Source organism: Vagococcus bubulae (genome assembly GCF_003950315.1).
GTDB lineage: Bacteria > Bacillota > Bacilli > Lactobacillales > Vagococcaceae > Vagococcus > Vagococcus bubulae.
Map to the genome: position 1 here is coordinate 88,891 of NZ_NGJT01000005.1, position 26,503 is coordinate 115,393.

The window sequence follows — 26,503 nt, forward strand, 5'->3', positions numbered from 1 at the left end:
TTCTCCTTATAAAACATATTTTATAAAATTAGTCACACCATAACCTTATATGATGTGACTAAATTATTTTTAAGCAAATTCTTGTTCTGTTCGATTAATAATTTCATCTTGCAATGCACGATCTAAATTATTAAAGTAATCTGAATAGCCAGCTACACGAACAATCAAGTTTTCATATTCTTTAGGATTTTCTTGAGCTTTTATAAGTGTTGCACGGTCAATCACATTAAATTGCATATGATGCCCATCCATTGCAAAGTATGAACGAATTAAACTAGCCATATGACTAATTCCCTCTTCACCTGCTACCACTGCTGGAGTGAACTTCTGATTTAACAAAGCTCCACCAGTTTTTAGTTGGTCTAGTTTTGAAGCAGATTTTATTACAGCTGTTGGACCATTTCTGTCTGCTCCTTTTTCTGGAGAAATACCATCTGGTAAAGGTATATGAGCGTGACGACCATTAGGACTTGCCTCCATCACTTGTCCAAAGTATACGTGACAGGTAGTAGGTAAAAATTCTACAACGGTTGTTGCTCCTTTAGGTGTCTTTCTACCTGCAATCGTTTCTTGTAGAGATTCTGCGACGTCTACCATTAAGCTATCTGCATAGTCATCATCATTTCCATATTTAGGGGTCTTATTATGAACAAGGTCAAATATGTCATCATATCCTTTAAAATCAGCTTTACAAGCAGCTAATAATTCACTGATAGAGACAACTTTATCCTCATAAACGTTTTTCTTAATTGACGCTAAAGAATCTGTTATCGTTGCAATACCAACACATTGTACATAACTTGTATTATAACGTGCTCCACCTGCATTGTAGTCCACTCCTGAACTAATACAATCATCTGTTATAACAGATAACAATGGAACAGGCATAGATTCCATATACATCCGTTCAATAATATTATTTCCAGCAATTTTAACATCAACAACATACTTCAATTGTTTAAAGAATGCCTCATACCATTCTTCATATGAAGAAAATTTGCATGGATCACCTAAGTCTAGCCCAACTTGCTGGTTGCTATAGGTATCAAACCCTCTATTTTGAACTAATTCCAACACTTTAGGAACATTTAGATAACCAGTTAAGACATATGCTTCTTTACCAGCCACTCCTGTTTCGACACACCCACTGGCAATGCCACTTTCTCTGATATCATCAATTTCTTTACCAAGGAAAAGTAATTCTTGAACAATCGCTTCTGAATTATAAAATGCTGGTTGGCCCCAACCTTTTCGAGAGACTTTTATCGCTTCTCTTAAAAAGTGTTCTGGGCTTTTTTTAGAGATTTGAACGTTTGAACTAGGTTGTAACAGCTTCATTTCATCCATTACTTCTAAGATTAAATAACTCACATCACTCACTCCAGATGTTCCATCTGGTCTAAGTGCTCCAGTATTAATATTACAAAAATCTGTATAGGTAGCACTTTCTTTAAGTGTTATACCAACTTTAGGGGGAGCTGGTTGGTTATTAAATTGAATCCATAAGTTTTCTAAAATTTCTCGTGCTTCTTCTCGAGTTAAGTCACCTGAAGCGATTTCTTGATTATAGAAAGGTTCTAAATGTTGATCTAATTTACCTGGAGAATAGGCATCCCAATTATTCATTTCTACTGTTACACCAATATGAGTAAACCAATACATTTGAACTGCTTGGCGGAAAGTTTTAGGCGCATGTTTAGGGACAACATCGCAAACCTCAGCTAATTCTAGTAATTCTTGTTTCCATTGTTCATCTGTTTCAACTGCTGCTAATTCACGTGCTTTTTGAGCATAACGTTCACCAAAAATAATCATAGCCTCACAAACTAACTTCATACCTTCAAGTTCTTCTTTTTTATTTAATGCTTCCAAATCGTTATTATAATCTAAATTATCAATACTTCTTTGAATATCGTCGATGAAGTCAATATAACCTTTTTGGTATATCTTTCCATCTGCAACAGTATGACCTGGTCCTCTTTGCATTAAAAATTCTGTATACAAGCCGGCATTAAATAATTTATGCCACTCTTCTGGAAGTAAGCTCTCCATCCTTGTCATCAAAGCTCTATCTTTCCAATAAGGTATAATGACGTCTTCTTGAATTTTTCTATCCTCTTCAGAAACACGGAAAAATACTTTTTCACGGTTATTCATGTTATCCATATCTTCTAATGAGTGACAACATAGTTCTGGGAAAGTAGGAGCTGCCCAAGGCTTATGACCTTTTTCCCCAACGATTAAAGAACCTTTCTCAATATAGAGCGTTCTATTTTCCATAATGTATTTAAACGCTTTTCCACGTAGTACTGGAGCTGAAACTTTTCCTTCATATTTTTTATAAGCTTCTGTTAATAAAACCGCTCTTTCCATAGATACACAAGGTTCACACTGATTATCACTAATATCCCTTAATTTCTTAATGCGTTCGGTAGAACCTCTTCTATCTTTTTCCAATGTTAAGTGTGTCATCATATTTCCTCCTCATTTTTAATATATTAACCGCCAATTTTGACGTTGTATCCTTCTTGTTGTAAATAGTATTTAATATTCAAAACGTGTTGTTCATCAGGTACCTCGAAATTCTGAGTACATTTTCTTCCTAATCGATTATACTTATCTCTTCCAAAATCATGATAAGGTAGTAAATCAATTTCTGATATTTTAATATTATTTTCTTTTAACCATTCCACTGTTTTTTCCATGGTATCCATCGAATCATTGATGCCTTTTAATAAAATTAATCGTAAATAGATAGCCCCACCATTATCCGAAATAAATTTTAAATTATCTTTTACTAATGAATTATCTTTCCCTACATATTTGAAATGGTCTTGTGAATTTATGAACTTTAAATCATATAAAAAACCATCAGCATAAGGTAATATCTTCTGATAATTTTCTACCGGAGCAACCCCACACGTATCAATCATTAACGATATACCTAAACGTTTTATTCTGCTAGCTAACTCTACAATGTAATCTATGGGTTGTGTCATGACTTCACCACCAGAAAACGTTACACCTCCTCCAGATTGGTCATAAAAAATCTGGTCAGATTGAACTTTTTTCACAATTTGTTCTATAGTATAATGCTGACCAACAATTTCTTCCTCCCCTTCACTCGTTAACATCACCTCTTGATTGTACTTCTGACTCTCGGGATTATGACACCACAAGCAACGAATAGGACATCCTTTAAAAAAAATAGTTGTTCTTATACCTGGTCCATCGTGTACTGAAAACTTTTGGATATTGAAAATATATGGCGCTTTCAAATCATTCACCTCGATTTCTCTCTACACCCATATTGTATTCACTTAAGTGAAAAAAATCAATATTTTTTTATGAATATGAATTAAATAACATAGACATTCATCATAACTCTTTGTAAAGAAAGCGTTACCCGATTTGTTTTTTTTTAATATTACTTTATACTTAATAAATACAAATAGACACTTTGGAGGTACTTATGGAATTAGGAGAAAAAGTTAAATACTTACGGAATAAAAAAAAAATGACTATTAAAAATATGTCTGAGCTAACAGGGCTGTCCACTGGATTTATTTCACAATTTGAACGTGGAATTACTACAATTGATGTTAAGCATTTAAATAAAATTGCCGAAATATTGGAAACAGATATCACGACTTTTTTTACAACAGAACATCCACTGCAACCATCAGTAGAACAAGATATTATTGTCCGTGGTTACCTTCGTCCTTATATTCAGCATGTTAACAGGGTGGTCCATTTCAATCTAGGAAGATTTAATGATGACTTAACCATGTCCCCAGAATATATTGAGATAATGCCCAATGAAACCAAAGAAGTCCCTGCCCCCTACACACATGATGGGGAAGAATTTTTATATGTTTTAGAAGGTGTCTTAACTCTCTCTTGGGGAGATCAAGATATCAAACTTTACGCAGGAGACTCTGCCCATTTTAATTCAGATTACCCTCATAATTGGGATAATATGTCAGATGTTGTCACGAAAGTTATTATTGTTCATGCTCCTAAATCAACTAATTAATTTTAACTTGAAAATATTCACGTACATGAATATAATGAGAGTATCAATTTGAAATGAGGTTAGTCTATTATGAGCAAAAAAATTAACAATGCTACAATTGTCCAAAATGCCAACGTCTATTTCGACGGAAAAGTAAATAGCCGTACTGTTGAAACAGCTGATGGTGAAATCGTGACGTTAGGTTTCATGCAACCTGGTTCTTATGAATTTAACACCTCTTCTACAGAATTAATGACGGTACTTAATGGAAGTATGGTGATAAAAAGAGAAAACGATGATGATTGGAAAGAATTTACAGCCGGTACGTCTTTTACTGTGGCTAAAGACAGTAGTTTCCAAGTCAAAGTAGATACTTTTGCAGATTATAGTTGTTCTTATTCTTAATCAAAAACTGAATAGTTGTGCATACAAAAAATACTTCTCAACAAACGAGAAGTATTTTTTGTTACTATATGATTAAAACAAACGTGTGTATCCTAATTCTTGTTCACTTTTCACTTTAACCACACCCAACTGACCATATACTTCATGGTTATCTATTAAATATAATTTATGCCCTGAGTAGGTATCTTCAATCATGGAATAAATAAGCCACTCTTGACTTCCTTCTGTTACCTTTAAAGCAAAACATTGATTATCTTCCACCAATCCATTATCTGTTTTACTAACATGAACCTTTTCTAAAGACACATGTTTATGTGGTGTCACTAATAATGCTTGAGATGGCTGTGTACTTGTTGTAATAATCTTTTCATTCACTACTAGTTCATTATATTTTGGAGAATACACGCTTGGTTCTATCGTAAGATTACTTTTACCAAAAGAAAGATAGTAGTCATCGTCTCTTATTGTCAGTACCAGTTTAGTTGATACTTTTTTAATACCCACATTGGGATTGAGATGAAATTGGCGTGTCAGGTGAGAAAATACGCTTGATGGTGTTTCTATCACCTGATCTAATATAACGAAACTATCTAATTCTTTCAAATACAATACCGTTCTGACAACTTTAAATGTACCATATAGTTGATTGTCTAAATACATACTTCTAACTGACCAAAAATATGAATCTTCATAAGAGCGATTAGCTAAACTTGTCGGAACCTCACTATATCCCCATGAGTTTATTGCGTTACCAAATGGTTGATCATTTATGACAACCGTATTATGTTGCATACTTTCTTTTAGTGTTTCTCTTAATTTTGACTCCGTATATGTCAGTCGACCACTGTCAACAAAAAGATTATCTCCTCGTAGTGACAAATCAACGTGCCCTAAACTCAAATGACCATGTCCACTACCTAAGTTCCCATTATATAAATGACAATAGGAGGCAGATGAACTCCAGTCGCTTCGAAAATAATAATTCCCAGTGTAATCATCACTCATACTGGTCACGCTATTTTTACTAATATTATTTTTTATTTCTTTTTTCCAGGTTGTAATAGTTAATTTTTTTTGACTAAAATATAACATCATATAATCAACCGATACAGACTCTCCAAATAGGACAGGCAATGGTTGTTTATAAATGAGTGATATCGTTTGTATCACATCTTTAACTCTCATTTCATCAGTATCACCTTGTAAAATAGTGGTGCCATTGGGTGTCACAAAATGTGGCATAAAGCGATACATAGAAAAAATTTTTTCTTCTAGTAGTTTTTGTACGGGGTCATCTCTTAACACTTGGCTTTGATGAATAAACACTAAACTTCGTAACACTTCCATAAAATATAATGGTGATTGTTCCCAATGATTACCTGATGGCTGTATTTGTAATCTCAGCTGCTTTTTTAATCGACTAAGCATTCTGTCATGTATTTCTTGAACACAACTTTCTGAGTATCCTTGGGTCATGATAAAAAATCCAGTTGTAATTAAAATCCCCCAATTACTCAGGTCATATTTATCAATATAATTATCATCTAGATAAGTGATTTGCTGATGAATACTTTGCTGTACTGTTTCTTTTTCTAACTCACTTAACAGTGATTCCTTTTTTAAATAGGACAACATAACTTGCCAATAAGTTAAACGAATCCCAGTATCAATCGTGCGCCAATTTATTGTCGTCCCATTTTTAGAAATCCAGTCAAAAATAAATTCTTTTCCCTTTTCCAAATATTTTTTGTCACTCGTTATGTCAAAACTCACACATAAATCAAGTAAATATTCTTGACGATTTAACATGTAGTTCCACTCTTCATCATCAAAAGGTATGTATTCCCAGTCAATCCCTGCGTCAAATGCGACTACCTCTTTACATGGTTCCATGTCATATGGATGGATAAATTGAAAGTGATTTTTTAAGAGTAACTGACTATTTTCAAACAGAAGCACACTGTTTGGTTCTTGATTGTCAAAAAATGATTGAGCCATATAATATTCCTCCTCTAATAAAAAAGAAGCTACGTTTATCTCATGCTTAGCATAGAGTGATCGTAACTTCTTTACTACTTATTTTTCTTCGTTGTATCGGCCAATAAGTGAATGTTTATCCACTCGAATAATGGTATCTGTTGCTACTTTAAGATGAACAATATGCTCATCTATTCGATTAATTTTCCCAATAATGCCACTATTCATCATCACTTGGTCACCAACCGACAATTCATTTAAAAAAGATTGCATATCGACTAATTGCTTTTGTTGATATCTTTTCTTTGCAAGGGGTAAAACAACAACATAAAGTATGACAAGCAGTATGAGTAAGATAATCCCGACTGTTTTCATGTTTTAGATACCTTCTTCTTCAGTAACAGACACATCTTCCACTTTTTCTTCAGAAATATCAGGCATTACCATCAACATTTCTTTGCTTTCAGCCATACTATTTGATAACTCAGCAGACACATTGTCTGTCGTTAATACACCCATGCTGTTTTTCATGTATAAATCTAAAATCAGATTTAATGACACACTAGATAAGATAAATTGATTTTTTTTGCCTAGTTCTAATAATAAGCGTGTCGCGATTTGATGAGGTGCTCCCCCTGTCATATCAGCAAAAATCATGACATTGTCATTTTCTGTTAAAAAGGCTGTTAATTGTTGTTCGTACTCTCCATGTGTTAAATTGTGATCTAAATCAAAATAGTGTAACTGTTCATTGCTTCCTGATAAAAGTTTTAAGGCTGAACAAACACCTGATGGGAAGTTCCCATGACCGACTATGCATACTTTAAACATTTTTATTCCACCCTACTATTTTAAGATTCCTAGCATTGATAACGCGATACCTAACACAATAAGCAATGCAATCAAACGGTATGTTGACCATTTGTATTTTCTGATTAATACATATACCCCTGCTGTAACTAAGACTGGTAAAAGGTTTGGTGCGATTTTATCAAATACTGTTTGAAGTGCCACCACTTGATCTTTACCTTCAACTTTTGTCACGTATTCCAATGCCAAATTAGCTTTAACAAATGATACGGATAGTCCTGAAATAACGGTCACGCCAATTGTTGTCGCAATTTTGGCGATACTTGCCATTTTTTCACTTAAAGTATCAATAACGTTAGTACCTAATTTATAGCCTAAGTAACCCATTAACATACGTAAACCAAATGTGATACCAAACATACACACGATAAAGAAGATAGGTCCTGCAATCAATCCATCTAATGCCATACCTGCTGCAATGGTCGAGAATAATGGGGCTAAACCAAATTGAGATAATGAATCACCAATCCCTGATAAAGGTCCCATCAACGCAAATTTAATCGCACGCGTGTCTTCTTCGTTTTGTCCACTATCATACATCGCTAACTGCATACTTGTAATAAATGGAACTAACTGAGGATTTGTATTGTAAAACTCTAAGTTAGAGATTGTCACATCTTTTAATTTTTCTTCGTCATCTTTGTAAATTTTTCTAAGAGAAGGGAAAAGAATATTTGCATACCCTGTTCCTTGATAATTTCCATAGTTAAATCCATTTTGTAACACGTATGAACGTAAACTCGCTTTAAAATAGTCTTTTTTAGTTAATACTGGTTGTTGGTTAGATGCCATCTTCGATTACCTCCTCTTGTTCTTCTGCTTGACCATTGCCTTTATTATAGAAGTTGTTTAATGCTAAGATTGCTCCGGCAAATGCTAACCCAATAACTGGCATTGCTAAGTAAGAAATACACACATAGCCTAATAAAATAGCTGGAATGAATTCTTTTTTCACCATAACGTTTAAAATCATGGCAAACCCAATAGCTGGTAGTAAACCTCCTGCAACAGATAACCCTGAAATAAGCGCTTGAGGAATAATATTAACAAACGCGCGTAATACTTCAATACTCATTGTCGCAACTAATCCAATAATAAAACCAAATACCCCAAATCCGATAAATGTTAAGTTTGATGTTAATTTAAATGATTTGTAATTTCCTTCTTGGATAGATTTTGTTGCCCAAGAAAGTGATCCAGCATTTAATGAATAAATAAATGTAATCACAAATTGAATCATTACAGCAAACGGGAATGATAAAGACAATGCTGTTGGCACGTCCATCCCTGTGTCTTTTAAAGCAATTGCCATAATGGTTCCAACTACCCCTGGTCCAATTGGATTAGGCGGAACAGTTCCTCCTGCTCCAACACCAAATCCCATAAAGGCTAATTCAGCTGTAGCTCCCATTAATAACCCTGTTTGAACATCACCTAAAATAAGTCCGACACCAAATGATAAAAAGATTGCGCGGTTAGTATAGATACCAATTAACTGACCGATTAAACAAAATGAAACAAATAACCCAACTAATAATGCCTGTACGAATGTTGCATCCATTTATTTTACCTCCAACGGTTAATTTTCTTCGACGTATTTGTTTAAATCTAAACCACCACCAGCGTCGCCGCCCATTGGTGTTGTTTGTGTATTGAACTGTACCCCATATTCATTGTGTAACGTTTTTAATGCTGCTAAATCCTCTTCACCAAGTGAAATGTAATTGGTTAATTGTTTTTTACCTTCTGCAAAGTGAATGTTCCCAACGTTTAATTCTTTTATTGGCACGCCTCCTTCAACTAAACGTAAAACATCTTTAGGATTTTTAGCTACTAGGAAAATCGATTGTTTAGGTGATGCTTTATGGATTTTGTCACATGTTTCTTCAATGCTGAAAAAACGCATCCCAATTGATTTTGAAATTAGTGATTTCATTAATGTTTGTTGAATACTGCTTGTTGATACCTCATCATTGGCTACAATTACTAAATTTGCTCCAAGTGAATTAATCCATAATTGCCCTTGTCCGTGAATCAAGCGTTCGTCGATTCGGACCATTTTAATATTTGGTTCTGTCATTGTTTTTTCCTCCTACCAATATAATGTCCAGTCTTTATAAAAACGAAGAAGTGCTTCCATGTAGAAATAATCTCCCCAGATATTTGCTTCATCAACACCTTTTCCTGAGTGCCATGAGTAAACACCATGAGTTAATAAGCCATTTTCTTTCTCTAAATTAGTGTATGTGTAGTTCTTAATCAAACTGCCTAGCATAGCATGAGACGCGTAACGATACGTCATTGCCAATTCATCTGATTCTGGTAAATATTTCAACATCTCATTCATTCCACATACTGCAATCGCGCCAGATGATGAATCTCTTGATTGCCCACTACCATCAGTAAAGATTAAATCCCAATAAGGTACCAAATCCTCTGGCAAACGATTTAATAAATAGTTTGTAACAGCTTTAAAATCTTCTACAATGTAATCATTGTGTGTTTGATAATATTGAAGTGCCATACCATAAACAATCCACGCTTGTCCTCGTGCCCAACTGGAATCATCTGAATAACCTTGACGAGTCACGCCTTTTAATGGTTCACCAGTTTTAGGGTCGAAATAAAATGTATGGAAACTTGAGGCGTTTTCTCGAATCGCTGTTTTTAAAGTTGTTTGGTAATGTTTATCTGCAATCTCTGAATACGTCATATCACCTGTTTCTTCTGATGCCCAGTAAAGAAGAGGAATATTTAACATACAGTCAACGATTAAACGGTAGTTATCTTCTGCTCCCAGCTCACCCCAAGCTTGAATGAATTCACCTTTTTCTTGGTATCTTGAAATGAGTTGGTCGGCTGCTAAAATGCCAGCTTTTTTAGCTTCTTCATTCCCTGTTAATTTGTATGCGCTCACACAAGAAGGGATATAAAGAAATCCTAAATCGTGATGGTCGACTTCTATTTTTTCTTCAATACGATGTAAAAAATCTGTGACATGTTTGTCAGCTAATTGACGGTATTTTTCATCACCAGTGTATTCATAAGCTAACCATAACATTCCAGTCCAAAAGCCATTTGTCCATTCAATATTTTTCATTTTCTCGTAAAAGCCATTTTTAGTAGCAGGACTTGGATACGTTTCACCAAATTTTTTAATATTCTCATCTACTAAAGCCACTGCACGATCCAATGCATCGGTGATATCTTTTTTAGATAGTAATCCTGATCCATAATAACGTTGTGCATTTAATAAATCTTCTTTTATCATCGTCACTTCGCTCCTTTATTATTCTCACTTTATATTAAGCAAGTAACGTGCCAACTTTCAAAATAACTATTTAACAAGCTTTTTATCACGATAAATTGGATGTATAAACAAAAAAATTGGATGTACTTTATTAAAAAGTAAATCCAATTAGATTTGCTTGAAATAATTGATGTAAGTAAGATATTTCACCTAAATCAACTGATACATGATACACAGACTCAAATTTTTCCAAGCCTTGTTTTATCACATCAATAAAATAAGGATGCTCTTTCGTAAAGTCTGCTTCATCTAACAAGGTATTCTGTACATATTCTCTTGTAATCACTCGCTCAATCATACAACTAATGTGTATATACAAAGCCGTTTTTAAATTATTTGGTATTTTTATATCAAAAGCTTGCTCCCAATAGTCAATCATTTCTGATATTAATTCTATCGTCTTTTCAGGATTTAAAATACTTAACATAGTGACTAAATTTTCAAGAGATAAAGTTTTCATCACACCGTTATTTAAATGTTGAATATCATGTGGGCTTAAATAACTTTCAAAAATAGTGGATAAATACTTATATCCTTCTTCAGACACGATATCATCAATCCCAATGTATTTAACGTTTTCTACCTGTGGATTTGCTGTCCCTAAAATACCAATAATTTCATATCGATTAAACATAGTTGTATTAGTCTTCATTTTTTTAAGATGGGCATAATCTGATAATACCAGCTGAATCGGTGTATTCTTAGGTAAATTTTCTGCAATAACTTCTTGAAGTTTTTTTGCTGTCCCCATACCTGATTGACAAGAAATAATTAACGCTGGTACTTTTTTCTTATCCGGCTGAAACATAGAATAAGTCGAATAATGCTGACTAGATGACTCTTTTCCTATCATTTCAATGTGTTCATTGTTCACAATTCTAAATCCCACATCTAATGCTAGTTGTGTCGATACATTATTGATAATCACAATAGATCCATCTACACGATGTTCTAATGCTTCTTTTAAATCTTTTGTGTGACCAATATCAATCAGTATAATCGTGCCATTTGCTGTTTCATGAAGTGATAAATAGCGTTGTAGCTTCACAATAATCTCATTAAAACTGACATCTAATGACATATCAATGCCCTGATAAACTTTTTGTCCAATCATGGCATTGGTTGTTTCTGCTAAACTAGACGCTGTACTTTTACCATGACAAATGATGACACCGTTAATTTGTTCTTTATGCTTCAATCGTCTGTAATAGGTAAACACCATATTTAAAATCAAATAATCCCATTCATTCAACTCAATATGACCAATATTGGACATTTCTTTAAACAAATACACAAATAAATCAACCGTATTCGTGACGTACTCTAGTTTTTCTTTAAACAATTGATTGTACTGTGTTGCTTTTTCTAGCTCGTAATCACTTTCAGATTCTCTAGCTAATAAGAGTTCAATAAATAATAATAAGATGTCGCGAGTTTCTGGTAGTACTTCGATTTGATGGGTTTCATACATCACACGACAAACCTCATCAATCATAGAAACCAATTTAATTTTTAACGGCTTATCAATCAATGACCGATTATTAATTGATTTAAACTGTTCTTCTATTTTTTCAAATGACACATTAATCCAGTAATGAGAATTTAACTCTTCTCTCATATACTGTTTTCCGATACTATCTAATTCTTTATATAGCGTATCAAAAAATGTCGCCATAGAATGATAGCTTGGGTCAACAATTTGACCTGTTGGTGTGATTTTTATTTTTTCTTTTGGTGTAAAATCAATGTCTCGAAAAGCCTCTTTTTTCATTTTTTCTGGTAAATCACTAATTGACACAACCAAGTCTTCCCCTAACCCTTGGCGAACATAAGCATTCCCACAAATATATCGAATCAAGTTCTGCAACTCACCGACATTTCCCATAAACTGATACGATAATAAAAAATGAAATAACGCCTCTTCAATCAGAACATCTTTTTTTAATAACAAAGCTTCTTGCTTAAAAAAATGATAAAGAAATTGACGTTTTTCACGAATACCCCGACTTTCAAGTGATGGTACTTTAGCGACTATTGGGATACGTCTAGTAAAGGTATCAAGTAAATAATCATCTAACGATTCAGTTGTTGCAAACATCAGGCGAACATCTGCGTGTGACCATATTTCATTTTCCCCTACTGGTTTATACTTTCCTTCATCAATGAAATAAAATAACTTCTCTTGGTTTTCAGGTGTTAAACGATGAACTTCATCTATAAATAACACACCTTTGTCAGCTAATGCTAATAATCCCTTACTATCTACATCAGCCCCTGTAAAACTCCCTTTTTTATGACCAAATAGTTTTGATGATAACAATTCTGGATTATCTGCATACTCTGCACAGTTAAATGTAATTAAAGGAGCCGTTTCTTCTAATAAATGAGTCTGTATGGCATAATCATAAAAACGCTTAACTAAATATGTTTTACCCGAACCAGTTGGCCCAGTTAACAGAAAAGGCATTCCTTTAGGTGGGTAGCTTAACGCAATCTTCCCTTGCTTAATCACATGATTTAAACTACTTTGATTTCCTATTAACTGATTAAACACATCTGCTTTATCTGAAATCAATTCTTCAAATGACTCATAAATAGATTTTGATAAGTCTTGATTTAAAAAATCCGTTACCAGTTGTTTGGGTAGATAATAAACAGGTTTCGTATTAATTTTTATTAACTCACCTTCTTTAAATAAATTATTTAAATGGTGATTGACAATATTGGTTTTCTTCCCTGTTTGTTCTGATATATAGTGAGTTGTCGCAAAAATACATGAATCTTCATTTAATTCTTCAACTGATTCAAATCCTTGTTCTAAAAGCAGTAAATAATTTACCTTAGTCATCTATATCATCCTATACTTTGTCATTCTAGTGAAAAATATCCACAAGAACTATTGTCTTGCGGATATGTCTTGGATAAAAGAATTATATGCTATCTTTACCCCATTTGTAAATTATAAATCAAATTCTTGGCTATATTCTTTTCCAAACACCTCTATTTGAGTCAATGCTGGAAACGGTGAATCATCTTCATGTTTAATTAAATCTTTCAAAGTAACTCGTGTTACGACTGTTGATGGTATATCAAAAAATTGACGTTCTAGTGAGTTAGTTGTTTCAAAGACATATTCATCTCCTGTTGAAAGTTCTAACGTTACATGAGTCCAATAACTATCATGTGGGTAATCCCCTCTTAATACTAGAGCGATTTTATCAATTAAGACTTCCCGAGAAAAATCAATGGTTATCTGTGCATCCGCACGCTGATTAATCCCCCATGATTGATAAGGATATGAACCATGATTTTCATTTGCCACAATCCCATCAATTGCATTTCTTGCAAAAAAAGTCGAATCATTTCGCGTTTCCACATTAGCAAACGCATGAGGGTATCCTTTTGAATCGTCCTTTTGATCGTGTGAATTTTTCGCTAAATTTCGATAAGCATTGATTTCATCTTCCGTTGGTAACCACGCTTTAACAAAATGCCTCGTTCCTTTAAATATATTTGGCGAGTAGGCTAAACCTAATTTTTCATCTAAAATCACGTCATAGTGCCAAGTTGTCCCATCGATATAAATTAAACTTGGTTCAATCGCTGCATCCATCTGAACCCAAACTAGTTGATTCGGTGCTGATAAGGTTAATTCAAAATAATCGCCTAATTGATAGGGATAATTTTTAAACACCAAATAAGTTTCACCTTCTCTAGAGCGTTCTTGTTTTACAGTACCGTTATTTTTTAATGCTAACGTTAACATTTAATCATCCTTTCAATTAGCGGTTTATTTTACTTGAATCACTTTGAATAAAATTTTCTACTTCTTCCTCAGAAATATATAACGAATCTCCTGAGTAGGTATGTTTTAAAACAGACATCCCTGTCGCAAATTCAATACTGTGTTGATATTCATCTTTTGTCAGCAAACCATGCAACAACCCTGCTGAGAAAGCATCTCCGCCACCAATTCTGTCAACAATATAAGGGACATGCATATTACGAGATTGATATAAGGTATTATCTATCCATAAATTTCCTTGTAAGTAATTCTCATCTGTTGAAACCACTTCTCTAGTTGTTGAGTAAATGACCGAGATATTAGGGTAAATTTCTTGCATTTTTTGACTATAATATGTCAGCTCATCAACTGTTGATGCTGTTTCTTCAAGAGGTGTAATACCTAATAAATTAATCGCATCTAGTTTCCCTGCAGAAAAAATATCAACATAAGGAAGTAATTGCTTGTACACACTTGATGCCTTTTCTAAAGACCATAATTTAGCACGGTAGTTACTATCAAATGATACTCTTACGCCTGATTCTTTAGCTCGTTTCATTAAATCACATGTAATATCTACCAACTCGTCACTCAACGCTGGCGTAATCCCCGATACATGAAACAAGTCAACTCCTTCAAACAAAGTATCATCTTCCCACAATGTTTGCGTTAATTCTGCTAAACTCGAGTGTTTCCTATCATACACAACACTTGTGGCACGTGGACCTGCGCCAACTTCAACAAAATAAGACCCTAATCGTTCACCTGAATAATAAACATCTGACGTTCTGACACCATATTTTCTAAAATGTTGTAAAGCGCCTTGTCCTAGTGGATTATTGGGAACAACAGACAAAAGTGACACATCATGAGATAACCCACTTAACCCAATACTAACGTTCGCTTCACTTCCACCATAATGGAAAAAAAGGCGTGAACTATCTTCTAAGTGCTGACCTTTCTCAGTTGAATAACGAATTAATATTTCACCTAATGTGACAACTTTTCCCATATTAGTTTCCTCTTATTTCATTCAATTTTTTCACGTAAACTCGTGCATTTTCTGTCACGATATCATAATTATCTCCAGTTAAGCCTTTAGTCAAATTACTACCAATCCCTACAGCAAGTACACCATTATCAAACCATTCTTGCATGTTTTCTAAACTCACACCACCTGTTGGCATTAAATTCACGTGAGGTAATGGTCCTTTCACATCTTTAATAAAACGTGGACCGACAATATCTCCAGGAAATACTTTAATTATATCTACACCATGTGTTAATGCTGTGTTAATTTCTGTAATGGTCATGCAACCTGGTAAATAAGGCGTTTGATATAAATTACAAACTTTTGCTACTTGTTCATCAAATGATGGACTCACGACAAAATCTGCACCTGATAAAATCGCTAACCTTGCTGTTGTAGCATCTAAAACTGTTCCCGCACCAATCACAACTGAGTCATCCTCTTTATATTCACGTTTCAATTCTTCTATCACACCACTAGCATCAGGTGTGGTATAAGCTACTTCGATTGCTTTTATATCACCTTCAACTGTTGCTTTTGAGATGTTAATACCATCTTCTTTTGAATTACCTCGAATCACTGCCACTAAACCACATTGTTGTAATTTTGTTAACACTTGTACTTTTTTCATCCTAGTTCCTCTTTTCTTTGATTAACAAATCGATACCAAAAAACACCTAATAACATCATGAAAATGGCTAAAATAATGGCTGCCATTCCCCAAAAAATTGTAAAAGTTTGAGCAAGATACCCTGTAACAATTGGCATTGTAATGCCTCCTAAACCACCAATTACCAAAATCCATCCTAAAGACATGGGATGTTTTTTAATAGATGAACCAGCAATTGTCATGGCTGTTGGGTAAATACCTCCCATTGAAACCCCTAATCCTAATACAGAAATTAAAATCATGGTGACACTATTACTAGCCAGTAATAATCCATAAAAAATGGCACTACCAATACTGATAACAGTGATTAACGTTCCTCTTGATAATTGACTTCCTAAAAAGACACAACCCAGTCGTCCAATCAGTATTCCCACCCATAATAGTGAAGAAATCATTTGAGACTGTTGAATCGTCAATAAATCAGATTGAATAAAATAAGTCACTAGCCAACCTGTAATAGCTGATTCTGCACACAGATAGAAAAAAATAATGAGAATGGTATTCCAAAAAAGAGAATCTTTAAAAAAAGAATAATCCTTTTCTTTAGACGATTGATTTTTTTGTATCAGATCTGCTTCAATCGGCATATTAAAAAACATCACTTGTGAAATAAAAATTAACCCAATAATTCCAACTAACAACCATCGCCAACCATTTAATCCAAATAATTGACCAAATAAAATCACTAAAAAAGGAGATAGTAATGCCCCTACGGCAAATAAACTATGCAAAAAATTTAGTGCAGATGGATTACTATCTGTGATGTCATTGACTGTTTTATTATTGAAATTAGAAATACTTCCTCGACTAATACCAGTGAAGAAAAAGGCGAGCAGTAATACCCAAGGCGTCCCAACACCTATCATTAATAAAAAACCAATAATCACAAAACTACTTAAAAATAAAATGGATTTTTTCCGACCATAATAAAGCGGTAAAATCCCTGCGACAAATCCCGCAATCAAATTCCCTGCTTGATGACTTGATAGCAACATGCCACTCATTGTTTCATTAAGTGAATACGCATCACTTAGAAGGGGTAATATGGAGCCAAATACCATCGAATATAGTCCATTAACAAAAAAAATAAAGAAACAACACCATAGTATATATTTATCTACTTCATTTAATTTTTTATAAAACGTCATTTTTTCTACTCTCTACCATCTTTCTATTTAAAATAAAAAAGTAGCACGAGAATCGTGCTACTCGCGTGATTAAGGTTGTTTTCCTATATACGCTAAAATTCCACCATCCACATATAAAATGTGGCCATTTACAAAGTCAGAAGCTTCAGATGCTAAGAAAACTGCAGAACCTTGTAAATCTTCAACTGTTCCCCAACGAGCTGCTGGTGTTTTGGCAATAATAAAGTCATTAAATGGATGACCCTCTTCACGTAATGGTGCTGTTTGAGGAGTGGCAATATAACCAGGTCCTATCCCATTACATTGAATATTGTGTTCTCCAAATTCTGAACAGATGTTTTTTGTTAGCATTTTTAGTCCGCCTTTAGCTGCTGCATAAGCACTCACTGTCTCGCGTCCTAATTCACTCATCATTGAACAAATGTTAATAATTTTACCGTGACCTTTTTCAATCATACCTGGCAACACAGCTTTAGACATAATAAATGGACCATTTAAATCAATATCAATAACTTGTCTAAAGTCTTCAACTGACATATCTAACATTGGAATACGTTTGATGATTCCAGCATTGTTTACTAGAATATCGATTGTTCCAACTTCTTCTTCAATTTGTTTAACAGCTGCATTTACGGCTTGTTCATCCGTCACATCAAACACATATCCTTTAGCGTCAATTCCTGCTGCTTTATAATTTTCTGCTCCTTGAGCCACTGATTCTTCATTAATGCTATTGTAGACAATCGTTGCGCCTGCTTCATGCAACGCTTGAGCAATACCAAAGCCAATACCATAAATCCCACCAGTTATTAATGCCACTTTGCCATCTAATCTAAATGAATCCATTGAAAATTTTGTCATTTTCTTACACCCCTATTATTTTAAGTCATCCATAGCGACCATATCCATGTCACCGTATGTGATGTTTTCGCCACACATTGCCCAGATAAATGTATAATCTGCTGTTCCCACACCTGTATGAATTGACCAACTTGGTGAGATGGTTGCTTGTTCATTTCCCATAACTAAATGTTTTGTTTCATCAGGTTTACCCATAAAATGGAAAACTTTTGTATCTGGATCCATATCAAAGTATAGGTAAGTTTCCATACGACGCTCATGTGTGTGACATGGCATTGTATTCCATGAAGAACCTTCTGCTAAAATAGTATATCCCATTTGTAATTGACAGCTTTCACATACATTTGGATGAATATATTGATAAATTTTGCGTTTGTTCAATGTTTTTGATTCGCCTGTTTCCATTGGTGTAATATCATCAATACTAATTTTCACATTTGGGTAAATTTTATGTGCTGGTACTGACACACAATAAAATTTTGCCGGATTGCTGGCATCATCTGATTTGAATTGAACTTGTTTTGTCTCTTTACCTATATAGTAACCATCTTGTTTCTTCATAGGTTCTTCTGTTCCATTGATAATAATAGAACCAGGTCCACCAATATTAATGACACCTAACTCACGACGTTCTAAGAAGTAATCAACACCTAATTCCGTTGATAATTTAATTTCTAATGCTTCATTGGTTGGTGTTACCCCACCAAAAATCATACGATCATTATGAGTATAAGTTAATAACACTTCTCCTGGGACAAATAACTTTTCAACTAAAAATTCATCTCTTAATTGTTCTGTTGAAAAATGACGAATCATTTCTGGACTGCTTCCGTATCTTGTTTCCATCTTCATGCTAAATTACCCCTTTTCTTATTTGGAAATAATATTTCTTATTAAGAAATTTATAAGTTCATTATAGCGACTCAGCTAAAAAAATGCAACCATTTTCATTGAAATAAAAAAAGAAAACGCATAATTGAGAATTAACCCAATTATGCGTTTATTTGGTCATATTATTATAAGAAAAATTGTATCTGTGATTGAAAATTAATCCATAAGATAATCGCTAATCCAATTTCTAAAATAAAGAAGAAGAGAAACAAACCATCCATCACCAATGTACTTCGCTGCCAATAGCGTCTTTCTTTTTTTAAATCTTTGAAAAGAAAATATAACCCGATAGCTAAATTTACTAAGCCAATAATCGCCAGTATATAAACCCATATTCTTGCGTCCATGTGCGACCTCCCTTATACAAAATAAATATCTTTGTCTTCCTCATCTCTTTGTTTACTGATACCAAAAATAAATAACATCATAACAATTAATAAAACACCATTAAAAATTAACCAATAATTAATGAGTTCCCCTGTTTGAGGCAAACGACCAGTTGTTTGAGGCGTTTTATTGTTCACCCCATCCGAAGAGTCTCCGCCATTTGGTGGAACGACACTTGGTTTATCTGGCTTTAATTCAGTATCTTTAACAAAACCGATACGAATATCTGTTTTAGCTGTGTCTACTGCAAAAACAGAATGATCAAAAATAACCAGTGAGAGTATTAAAGTAAAAATAGTTATTATTACATGCCTTTTCTTCATTTTCATCATCACCTACTTACTCATCTTGTTTTTTACGTTTCTTTTTCTTTTTGACTACATTCACTTGTTTTGGTGGCTTTTGCCAACGAGAATTAGTTAATCTTAATACCAATAATATAGCATTTAAAAGTAAGACAATAATGATTAAAATAAGCATTTTCTTAGTGATAGTAAATTTATTAACTGCTTTTTTGTTCACTTTATTTGCTTCAGCTGCCTCAATGGTAAAATCTTCATCCCATTTCCATTTTCTATCACCTGACTGGGCTATAATATGCATGGTATAATCACCAGGCTTTATCGATTCCATCCCCCAAGGAATACCAAAAATATAACTTGAATTAGGAGCTAAAGAACGATCCGTCAATTCTTGCTCTTTCAATACTTCTTTTGACCCTTTTTTAGTCATCTTTGCTTCGATTTTTAACTTTGATAGAATTTTAGGTTCAGGATTTTGAAAGGTAATATTAATCATCTTCATCCCATTTTCTAGTCCAGGCTTTATTGTTTTTAGTTTTAAATCGGCCCCTTCATTATAAGTGGTTCTATCTTCTGATAAAATTAAGCCTATTTTATACCCATAACGATTGGAAATACCTGCTCTTTTCTTAGCATTTTTATCTTCTGCTTTCATAAACGTCAGAGCACCTAATTTAATTCCTGAAAATTCTTCTTTTGGTGGATGTATTTTTATTTTAACAATTTTTTCTTCAAAATTTTGTACCGTCACATGCTCTTCATTTTTAGGAATACTGACCATAGTTGTTAAAGGAACCTTTAGTGACTCATCAAGAACTGGTTTTTCTTGACCATAATCAATCACTCCAGAAGTACTTGTTACAGCATTTGTCACACCTAAATCAACTGTCACAGGGTCCTTAATTAAGCTTTTTACTTTAACACTAATTTCTTGTTCCTTATCAGGCTCTACTGCTAAATGAAAATAAGTTGCATCTTTATCAATTTGATTATCTGGTATTACTGGTTCTACAGTAAAACCAATTTGAGATTGATTGTTATCTGCTGCATGCACTTTTAATAGGCCAATTTGAACCCCTAGTGCTAAAATGCCGGTCAACACTATCAGTTGTCTTATCCATCGTTTCATTTCCATATGCGTCCTCCTGAGAATCGTTCTATCCTTTTAAAACATGAATACTCAATCACCTCTTAAAAGACGTGATTGAGCATCGTTAATCTTGTGGTGTTGTATCTAATGACCAAGTAATTGTGCCACTATAGTGTTCATTTGGCTTACCTGAATTTTGTGAAACAATCAATGACATGTCATTAATCCATGTATTGTACGATGTCGGAATTTGAGTCTTATCTGTCATACTATAAAGGACATGGCTTGAATTATCTGCTGGTAATACTACTTGTTTATCAGAATACGTTATCCCTTGAATTGGGACATTAGTATCTGATGCTGACGTGATACTGAACTGATAACGTGCTTGGTCTAAATCATCTAGCTTATCGCTTTCTAATTTACTCGCCTTTACACTTAAACTCCAAATATCCTTTTGTTCACGATCATCTCTTATTTCTACTTCTTGTTTGCCTGTTGATTGAGGTTTCAATATTTGTATAATATCTTTAATAGAATTTTTATTACCAAAATCATATAAATCAGGAACTTTTACTAAATGTAATGCACTCTGACGTCCCCAAATATATGTTCCAGCTTTTCCAGCTGTATTTTTTAAGAAGTCAGGTGTTTGCCCTAAATTTACATTTTTATTATCGATGTTTACCCAGTTACCATTGTAGCCATCTGTTGTTGAAACATCATTTAATTTTGTACTATTACTTACATCAGAAAATGTACTTGGTAAGGTGATTTCTTTAAGTTCATCACCAGAGAACATACCATTTTTATCTGACACATTTGTAAAATCAAAACTTCCTAAGTCTAATGAAGAAATACCGGACAAATCTCTAAACATTTCTAACATATTTGTCACATTTTGTGTATTGAATTTAGAAACATCAAGTGTTGATAAACCTGAAACTCCGTTAAACATTCTTCGCATCACTGTGACATTGGACGTATCAAAATTAGAAACATTCAATTTAGTTAATGATTTATTATTTTCAAACATACATGCCATATTGTTCACATTTGAGGTATTAAAATGACTCACATCAATTTCTTCTAAAGACTCATTATCAGCAAACATTCCCTCCATAGTCGTCACTCGTGAAGTATCAAATCCTGAAACATCTAAGTGTTTCAACTTTCTATTTTGGTAAAACATTCCAAACATATCTGTCACATTGGAGGTATCAAATCCTGAGACGTTCAATTCTTCAATATTAAATAAATTAACAAACATACAATACATTTTAGTAGCTTTTGATGTGTCTAGTTTAGAAACATCAAGCTGAGTTAATGAATTCATAAATCCAAACATATAAGTCATGTCTGTTGTATTAGATGTATTCAATTTATCTAAACCAGTAATTTTAGTCACATTTTTCAAACGTTGATTTTCGGTTTCACTAGGACTAGAAAATAAATATTGTGAATCACTTGGAGCATTAACAGGCTCTGTAAAGACAATCTCTTTAATATTAGATGCTTCAATTCGATACTCTGGTCTGTTCCATGGAGAATTTCCATATGTCCCTAAAATATTATCGCCATTTTTATAAAATGTTAATACTCCTGTACTTTCATTAAACTCATATGGAACGTCTCCCCATTTTAAGTATTGTCCCCAAGTATAGGTTCCAGCGTCTGTTATCCCATTATAATTTTGTAAAAATTCCTTAGTTTGACCAAATAGTTTACCTTCACTGTTTTGCCATTGACCATTGTAGCCATCTGTTGTTGAAACTTTATTTAATTTTGTTGTATTTTTAGGATCCGAGAATGTTGCGGGTAATGTAATTTCCTTCAATGCATCACCAGAAAACATACCATTTTTATCTGACACATTTGTAAAGTCAAAACTTCCTAAGTTTAATGCCGAAATACCTGTCATACCTGCGAACAAGTTTGACATGTTAGTGACTTTAGCTGTATTAAAGTGACTTAAGTTTAACGCCGAAACTTTTCGGACATTTCTAAACATTGATGCCATTGTGGTAACACTAGATGTATCAAATTTTGACGTATCTAAACTTTCCAAACTAGACATATTATTAAACATATTATCCATTGTTTTCACTTTTGCCGTATTAAATTTTTTATTGTCAATCGTCAAACGAGTCATTGCACTGTCGTTATTAAACATTTGACTCATATTATTAACATTTTTGGTGTCAAATGATGAAATATCCAATTTAATCAAACTTTTTAAATTAGCAAATGTACTAGACATGTCATTCACATTACTAGTGTCAAATGATGAAACATTTAATGACTCCAAACTAGACATACCATAAAACATAGAGCTCATATTGATAACATTGTTAGTCTTAAAGTGCGATAAATCTAATTCTTTTATGCCAGACATCCCATTAAACATTTGAAGCATATTAGTTGTTTTGGATGTATCTAAATTTTCAAGTCCAGAAATTTTCGTTAGATTAGTCAATTTTGTTGCATTGCTAGAAAATAGCAAAGCTGAATTCACTGGAGTACTTGTTGGCTCTGTAAAGACAATTTCTTTAATTTTCGAAGCATCAATCTTATTCGTATCATTCCGATTCCACGGAGAATTAGCATACCCTCCCGGATGTTCTTTACTATTTTCTAGAGTACCACCCTTAACAAAAGTTAGCACTCCAGTACTTTCATCAAACTGATAAGGAACAGTTCCCCATCTCAGCATGTCTTCTGATTTTTCTCCCCAAATATAAGTACCAGCTTTTCCAGCTGTATTTTTTAAAAAATCCTCAGTTTGACCTAGTTTTTTAGATTTATCATTAATATTAACCCAATTTCCATTATAACCATCTTTTGTAGATACATCATTTAATCCTGTACTATTACCTACATCAGAAAATGTTTTAGGTAACGTAATTTCCTTTATATTATCCTCTGCAAACATGTTTAATTTGCTTATTACCTTTGTAAAATCAAAATTCCCTAAATTTAGTGAAGAAATACCCGTCATGCCTCTAAACATTTCCTTCATGGATGTTACTTTACCTGTATTAAAACTTGAAACATCTATAGATTTTAAACTTTTAACACCTTGAAACATAGACGTCATATTAGTGACATTTTTTGTATCAAAATTTTTCACACTTAAATCGGTTAGGCTAGAAGCACCATTAAACATGCTGTTCATACTAGTAACATTAGACGTATTAAAACTAGATACATTCAATGCTTTTAGATTTTTCATTCCATTAAACATCTTAGACATATCTGTTGCGCTAGACATATCAAACTGACTCAGATTTAAATTGGTTAGACTGCTGACATCTTTAAACATTCCACCAAAATCCTGCACTGTTTTTGTTTTAAAATTGGAAATATCCAAATTATTTAAGGTTGACATTCCATTAAACATGTCCGACATTTTAGACACTTTACTCGTATCAAATAAAGCATAATTTAAATTAAGTGAGCTAATACTCTTGTTAATATAAAACATCCCATGCATCGTTGTAACATTTCTAGTATCAAATTTCGACAAATCTAACGTTTTAATACTAGATAGTCCAGAGAAAAATGAGTCCATGCTAGTAACCTTTGAAGTATTTAAATAATTTAAATGTTCAATAGACGTTACATTTGATAAATAATCTTTTCCAGTCCCTGAACTAGAGAATAAATCTTTCGAATTTTCTGGAGCATTTACTGGCTTTGTAAAGACTATTTTTTTTATTTTTGTTGCATTAATTACTTTATCATCTGGTCGATTCCACGGAGATTTATCTGCTTCACCGAGTGTTCCACTATCAGTGAAAGTTAACTCTCCTGTACTTTCATCAAACTGATAAGGAACAGTTCCCCATCTCAGCATGTCTTCTGATTTTTCTCCCCAAACATAAGTCCCAGCTTTTCCAGCTGTATTTTCTAAAAATTCCAAAGTTTGACCTAGTTTTTTAGATTTATCATTGATATTAACCCAGTTTCCATTATAACCATCTGTTGTTGATACTTTGTTTAAATTGGTACTATTTGTTTTATCAAAAAATGTCGCTGGTAATGTGATTTCTTTCAATAAATCATTTGAGAACATATCTTTTTTACTTGTCACTTTTGAAAAATCAAAATTCCCTAAGTTTAAAGACGAAATACCTGTCATGCCCTTAAACATTGATTTCATATTTGTCACATTACTTGTATTAAAATGTGATACATCCAATGACGTTAAACTAGATACCCCTAGAAAGAATCCTTCCATATTAGCAGATTTTGATGTGTTTAAGTAATCAAAATGTTCAATTTCAGCTAAATTCGATAGCTGACCACGTCCAACAGGATCTGATGCACGAGAGAATAAAAATTGTGAATTTTTAGGAGCCGTTACCTTTTCTGTAAAAACAATTTTTTTGATGTCTTTTGCGTCTATTTGGTGCTCGTCATCTCGGTTCCAGGGTGATTCATCTGATTCAGTGAAAGTTCCACCATCTATAAAAGTCAATACCCCATTTTTTTCATCAAATTGATATGGTACATCACCCCATGTAAGCTTCACTGTCGGTGGATTGTCTGGTAAATAAGTGGTATAAGTTCCAGGGTGACCTTCAGCAAGGTAATTTAAAAAAGTATTACCAAGTCCAGTTGTAGAACTACCTACCACAACTTTATCTTTGTTGTACCATTTTAGAAAGGCTGGGAAATCCCCATAACTCGATCCAACAAATAACGGTCTCAAATCAAATTGTTTTCCTACAGTAATCTTATTAAATTTAGCATCCAAAAACATCGAATTTTTTCCTTCAAGGTTAGACGTTATACGAAAGCTTGATACATTTAAAGCAATCTCATATTCATCTGTTTCAAAATTTCCAAATGCACTTTGAAACATGAGGGTTACGTTTGTAACATTTTTAGTATTCCAGGAAGATAAATCCAATCCTCTTAAATTTATTGCTCTTGAAAACATAGAGCTCATGTTTTTAACTTTACTAACATCAATGTTTTCAATGCCTTTGATAGATCGACAAGCACTTAAAGGATAATCCTGATTATTTCCAAGAGTGTTACCAGAAAATAAATAACTAGAATTTTCAGGTGCTTTAACTATTTCAGAAAATACTATTTTATTAATAGCTAAATTATTAACTTTACGAGTATTCCAAGGAGATGTACTAGCTTTTCCCAGATTTCCACCACTTGTAAAGGTTAATGTTCCTGTATTTTCATTAAATACCCAAGAAACTGTCCCCCATGTACCAGTATTTGTTTCAACATCTGCTATTTGGGTTACATCTGCACTTCTAGCTGCTATTTTATTGTCAGTTCTATTTCTCTGTTGAGCAGGATTTGGTTCATTTTCATTACTGCTATCACTATCTTTTTCTTGAGTCGATTCTTCTGATAACTCCATATTAGTTGTATCTGTTGTTGATTCACTTGTTGTTTCTGACGTTGATTGTGTATCATATGTTTCTTGGATACTTTTTAATGTCTGCTTTATCATATCGCTTTGTTCGATACTTTCCCTTGCGTATGTCTGAGATGATTGAGAAATATTTTTTAAAATTTCTTCAGATTCAGTTGTCGGTGTAACCGCATGAACCATCAATGGACTGACTAAAGCAGACAACAGATTTGCCGTTAATAATATAGACCATCTTTTCTTCATCCTATTCACTCCTAAGCATCTCTAATTTATATAAACAGCTCTAGTTTTATGTCCATTCTATTTACATACAAAAGCAAACAACTCACACAGTTGTTTGCTTTTGTATGTAAACTGAG

The 26,503-nt window shown here is 33.4% G+C and carries 22 protein-coding genes; 2 read left to right on the forward strand and 20 right to left on the reverse strand.

What is annotated here, in order from left to right; genetic code table 11:
* Positions 1-69: 69 nt before the first annotated feature.
* Entirely contained in the window at positions 70-2,472 is a 2,403-nt protein-coding gene (gene hypD, locus CBF36_RS04255) for a trans-4-hydroxy-L-proline dehydratase (protein ID WP_125956917.1), read from the reverse strand.
* A 26-nt stretch (positions 2,473-2,498) separates the two neighbouring features.
* On the reverse strand, positions 2,499-3,287 hold the full coding sequence (locus tag CBF36_RS04260) for a radical SAM protein (RefSeq protein WP_243637973.1): 789 nt from the start codon (positions 3,285-3,287) through the stop codon (positions 2,499-2,501).
* Positions 3,288-3,472: 185 nt separating this feature from the next.
* On the opposite strand from CBF36_RS04260, the gene CBF36_RS04265 reads away from it, so the two are divergent.
* Together CBF36_RS04265 and ppnP are read left to right on the forward strand one after the other, a co-directional pair.
* The gene (locus CBF36_RS04265) at positions 3,473-4,036 is read left to right on the forward strand and encodes a helix-turn-helix domain-containing protein (RefSeq protein WP_125956919.1); all 564 of its coding nucleotides are present in this window, start codon (positions 3,473-3,475) and stop codon (positions 4,034-4,036) included.
* A 69-nt stretch (positions 4,037-4,105) separates the two neighbouring features.
* Complete coding sequence (ppnP, locus tag CBF36_RS04270) at positions 4,106-4,420, forward strand: pyrimidine/purine nucleoside phosphorylase (RefSeq protein WP_125956920.1); 315 nt, start codon at positions 4,106-4,108, stop codon at positions 4,418-4,420.
* A 72-nt stretch (positions 4,421-4,492) separates the two neighbouring features.
* Here the strand turns inward: ppnP and CBF36_RS04275 are convergent, their stop codons facing one another.
* The 18 genes from CBF36_RS04275 to CBF36_RS04360 form a co-directional block, all read right to left on the reverse strand.
* On the reverse strand, positions 4,493-6,418 hold the full coding sequence (locus CBF36_RS04275; RefSeq protein WP_125956922.1) for a heparinase II/III domain-containing protein: 1,926 nt from the start codon (positions 6,416-6,418) through the stop codon (positions 4,493-4,495).
* Between the two features lie 78 nt (positions 6,419-6,496).
* A complete protein-coding gene (gene yajC, locus CBF36_RS04280; RefSeq protein ID WP_125956924.1) occupies positions 6,497-6,772 on the reverse strand; it encodes a preprotein translocase subunit YajC in 276 nt (91 codons plus the stop codon).
* A gap of 3 nt (positions 6,773-6,775) precedes the next feature.
* Positions 6,776-7,228, reverse strand: coding sequence for a PTS sugar transporter subunit IIA (locus CBF36_RS04285; protein ID WP_125956925.1), 453 nt, complete (start codon positions 7,226-7,228; stop codon positions 6,776-6,778).
* A gap of 15 nt (positions 7,229-7,243) precedes the next feature.
* Positions 7,244-8,059, reverse strand: a complete 816-nt coding sequence (locus CBF36_RS04290) for a PTS system mannose/fructose/sorbose family transporter subunit IID (RefSeq protein WP_079346280.1) — start codon at positions 8,057-8,059, stop codon at positions 7,244-7,246.
* The gene (locus tag CBF36_RS04295; protein WP_125956927.1) at positions 8,049-8,828 is read right to left on the reverse strand and encodes a PTS mannose/fructose/sorbose/N-acetylgalactosamine transporter subunit IIC; all 780 of its coding nucleotides are present in this window, start codon (positions 8,826-8,828) and stop codon (positions 8,049-8,051) included. The genes CBF36_RS04290 and CBF36_RS04295 overlap by 11 nt, the downstream gene beginning before the upstream one ends.
* 18 nt (positions 8,829-8,846) lie before the next feature.
* Positions 8,847-9,347, reverse strand: coding sequence for a PTS sugar transporter subunit IIB (locus tag CBF36_RS04300; protein ID WP_125956929.1), 501 nt, complete (start codon positions 9,345-9,347; stop codon positions 8,847-8,849).
* A 12-nt stretch (positions 9,348-9,359) separates the two neighbouring features.
* Positions 9,360-10,538, reverse strand: a complete 1,179-nt coding sequence (locus CBF36_RS04305) for a glycoside hydrolase family 88 protein (RefSeq protein ID WP_125956931.1) — start codon at positions 10,536-10,538, stop codon at positions 9,360-9,362.
* Positions 10,539-10,668: 130 nt separating this feature from the next.
* Positions 10,669-13,425 (reverse strand): sigma 54-interacting transcriptional regulator, encoded by a 2,757-nt coding sequence (locus tag CBF36_RS04310; RefSeq protein ID WP_125956933.1) that lies wholly within the window; start codon positions 13,423-13,425, stop codon positions 10,669-10,671.
* Between the two features lie 111 nt (positions 13,426-13,536).
* The gene (locus tag CBF36_RS04315; RefSeq protein ID WP_125956934.1) at positions 13,537-14,343 is read right to left on the reverse strand and encodes a hypothetical protein; all 807 of its coding nucleotides are present in this window, start codon (positions 14,341-14,343) and stop codon (positions 13,537-13,539) included.
* A gap of 16 nt (positions 14,344-14,359) precedes the next feature.
* The gene (locus CBF36_RS04320) at positions 14,360-15,373 is read right to left on the reverse strand and encodes a sugar kinase (RefSeq protein WP_125956936.1); all 1,014 of its coding nucleotides are present in this window, start codon (positions 15,371-15,373) and stop codon (positions 14,360-14,362) included.
* A 1-nt stretch (position 15,374) separates the two neighbouring features.
* A complete protein-coding gene (locus tag CBF36_RS04325; protein WP_125956938.1) occupies positions 15,375-16,022 on the reverse strand; it encodes a bifunctional 4-hydroxy-2-oxoglutarate aldolase/2-dehydro-3-deoxy-phosphogluconate aldolase in 648 nt (215 codons plus the stop codon).
* Entirely contained in the window at positions 16,019-17,209 is a 1,191-nt protein-coding gene (locus CBF36_RS04330) for an MFS transporter (protein WP_125956939.1), read from the reverse strand. The genes CBF36_RS04325 and CBF36_RS04330 overlap by 4 nt, the downstream gene beginning before the upstream one ends.
* A gap of 69 nt (positions 17,210-17,278) precedes the next feature.
* Positions 17,279-18,070, reverse strand: a complete 792-nt coding sequence (locus CBF36_RS04335; RefSeq protein WP_125956941.1) for a gluconate 5-dehydrogenase — start codon at positions 18,068-18,070, stop codon at positions 17,279-17,281.
* 15 nt (positions 18,071-18,085) lie between these two features.
* The gene (kduI, locus tag CBF36_RS04340) at positions 18,086-18,916 is read right to left on the reverse strand and encodes a 5-dehydro-4-deoxy-D-glucuronate isomerase (protein ID WP_125956975.1); all 831 of its coding nucleotides are present in this window, start codon (positions 18,914-18,916) and stop codon (positions 18,086-18,088) included.
* 170 nt (positions 18,917-19,086) lie between these two features.
* Positions 19,087-19,308: a hypothetical protein gene (locus CBF36_RS04345; protein WP_125956943.1), complete on the reverse strand. Its 222-nt coding sequence runs from the start codon at positions 19,306-19,308 to the stop codon at positions 19,087-19,089.
* A 12-nt stretch (positions 19,309-19,320) separates the two neighbouring features.
* Positions 19,321-19,671: an LPXTG cell wall anchor domain-containing protein gene (locus CBF36_RS04350; RefSeq protein WP_165865377.1), complete on the reverse strand. Its 351-nt coding sequence runs from the start codon at positions 19,669-19,671 to the stop codon at positions 19,321-19,323.
* A gap of 16 nt (positions 19,672-19,687) precedes the next feature.
* Complete coding sequence (locus CBF36_RS04355) at positions 19,688-20,785, reverse strand: WxLIP family cell surface protein (RefSeq protein WP_125956947.1); 1,098 nt, start codon at positions 20,783-20,785, stop codon at positions 19,688-19,690.
* A gap of 79 nt (positions 20,786-20,864) precedes the next feature.
* Positions 20,865-26,387: a BspA family leucine-rich repeat surface protein gene (locus CBF36_RS04360; RefSeq protein ID WP_125956948.1), complete on the reverse strand. Its 5,523-nt coding sequence runs from the start codon at positions 26,385-26,387 to the stop codon at positions 20,865-20,867.
* Between the last annotated feature and the right edge of the window lie 116 nt (positions 26,388-26,503).

Coding starts and splice junctions, on each gene's coding strand:
- CBF36_RS04295 (WP_125956927.1), bottom strand. CDS start 8,828: ATGGATGCAACATTCGTACAGGCATTATTAGTTGGGTTATTTGTTTCA.
- CBF36_RS04265 (WP_125956919.1), top strand. CDS start 3,473: ATGGAATTAGGAGAAAAAGTTAAATACTTACGGAATAAAAAAAAAATG.
- CBF36_RS04345 (WP_125956943.1), bottom strand. CDS start 19,308: ATGGACGCAAGAATATGGGTTTATATACTGGCGATTATTGGCTTAGTA.
- CBF36_RS04360 (WP_125956948.1), bottom strand. CDS start 26,387: ATGAAGAAAAGATGGTCTATATTATTAACGGCAAATCTGTTGTCTGCT.
- CBF36_RS04350 (WP_165865377.1), bottom strand. CDS start 19,671: ATGAAGAAAAGGCATGTAATAATAACTATTTTTACTTTAATACTCTCA.
- CBF36_RS04310 (WP_125956933.1), bottom strand. CDS start 13,425: ATGACTAAGGTAAATTATTTACTGCTTTTAGAACAAGGATTTGAATCA.
- CBF36_RS04290 (WP_079346280.1), bottom strand. CDS start 8,059: ATGGCATCTAACCAACAACCAGTATTAACTAAAAAAGACTATTTTAAA.
- CBF36_RS04305 (WP_125956931.1), bottom strand. CDS start 10,538: ATGATAAAAGAAGATTTATTAAATGCACAACGTTATTATGGATCAGGA.
- yajC (WP_125956924.1), bottom strand. CDS start 6,772: ATGAAAACAGTCGGGATTATCTTACTCATACTGCTTGTCATACTTTAT.
- kduI (WP_125956975.1), bottom strand. CDS start 18,916: ATGGAAACAAGATACGGAAGCAGTCCAGAAATGATTCGTCATTTTTCA.
- CBF36_RS04300 (WP_125956929.1), bottom strand. CDS start 9,347: ATGACAGAACCAAATATTAAAATGGTCCGAATCGACGAACGCTTGATT.
- CBF36_RS04320 (WP_125956936.1), bottom strand. CDS start 15,373: ATGGGAAAAGTTGTCACATTAGGTGAAATATTAATTCGTTATTCAACT.
- CBF36_RS04355 (WP_125956947.1), bottom strand. CDS start 20,785: ATGGAAATGAAACGATGGATAAGACAACTGATAGTGTTGACCGGCATT.
- CBF36_RS04330 (WP_125956939.1), bottom strand. CDS start 17,209: ATGACGTTTTATAAAAAATTAAATGAAGTAGATAAATATATACTATGG.
- CBF36_RS04285 (WP_125956925.1), bottom strand. CDS start 7,228: ATGTTTAAAGTATGCATAGTCGGTCATGGGAACTTCCCATCAGGTGTT.
- ppnP (WP_125956920.1), top strand. CDS start 4,106: ATGAGCAAAAAAATTAACAATGCTACAATTGTCCAAAATGCCAACGTC.
- hypD (WP_125956917.1), bottom strand. CDS start 2,472: ATGACACACTTAACATTGGAAAAAGATAGAAGAGGTTCTACCGAACGC.
- CBF36_RS04335 (WP_125956941.1), bottom strand. CDS start 18,070: ATGACAAAATTTTCAATGGATTCATTTAGATTAGATGGCAAAGTGGCA.
- CBF36_RS04325 (WP_125956938.1), bottom strand. CDS start 16,022: ATGAAAAAAGTACAAGTGTTAACAAAATTACAACAATGTGGTTTAGTG.
- CBF36_RS04315 (WP_125956934.1), bottom strand. CDS start 14,343: ATGTTAACGTTAGCATTAAAAAATAACGGTACTGTAAAACAAGAACGC.
- CBF36_RS04275 (WP_125956922.1), bottom strand. CDS start 6,418: ATGGCTCAATCATTTTTTGACAATCAAGAACCAAACAGTGTGCTTCTG.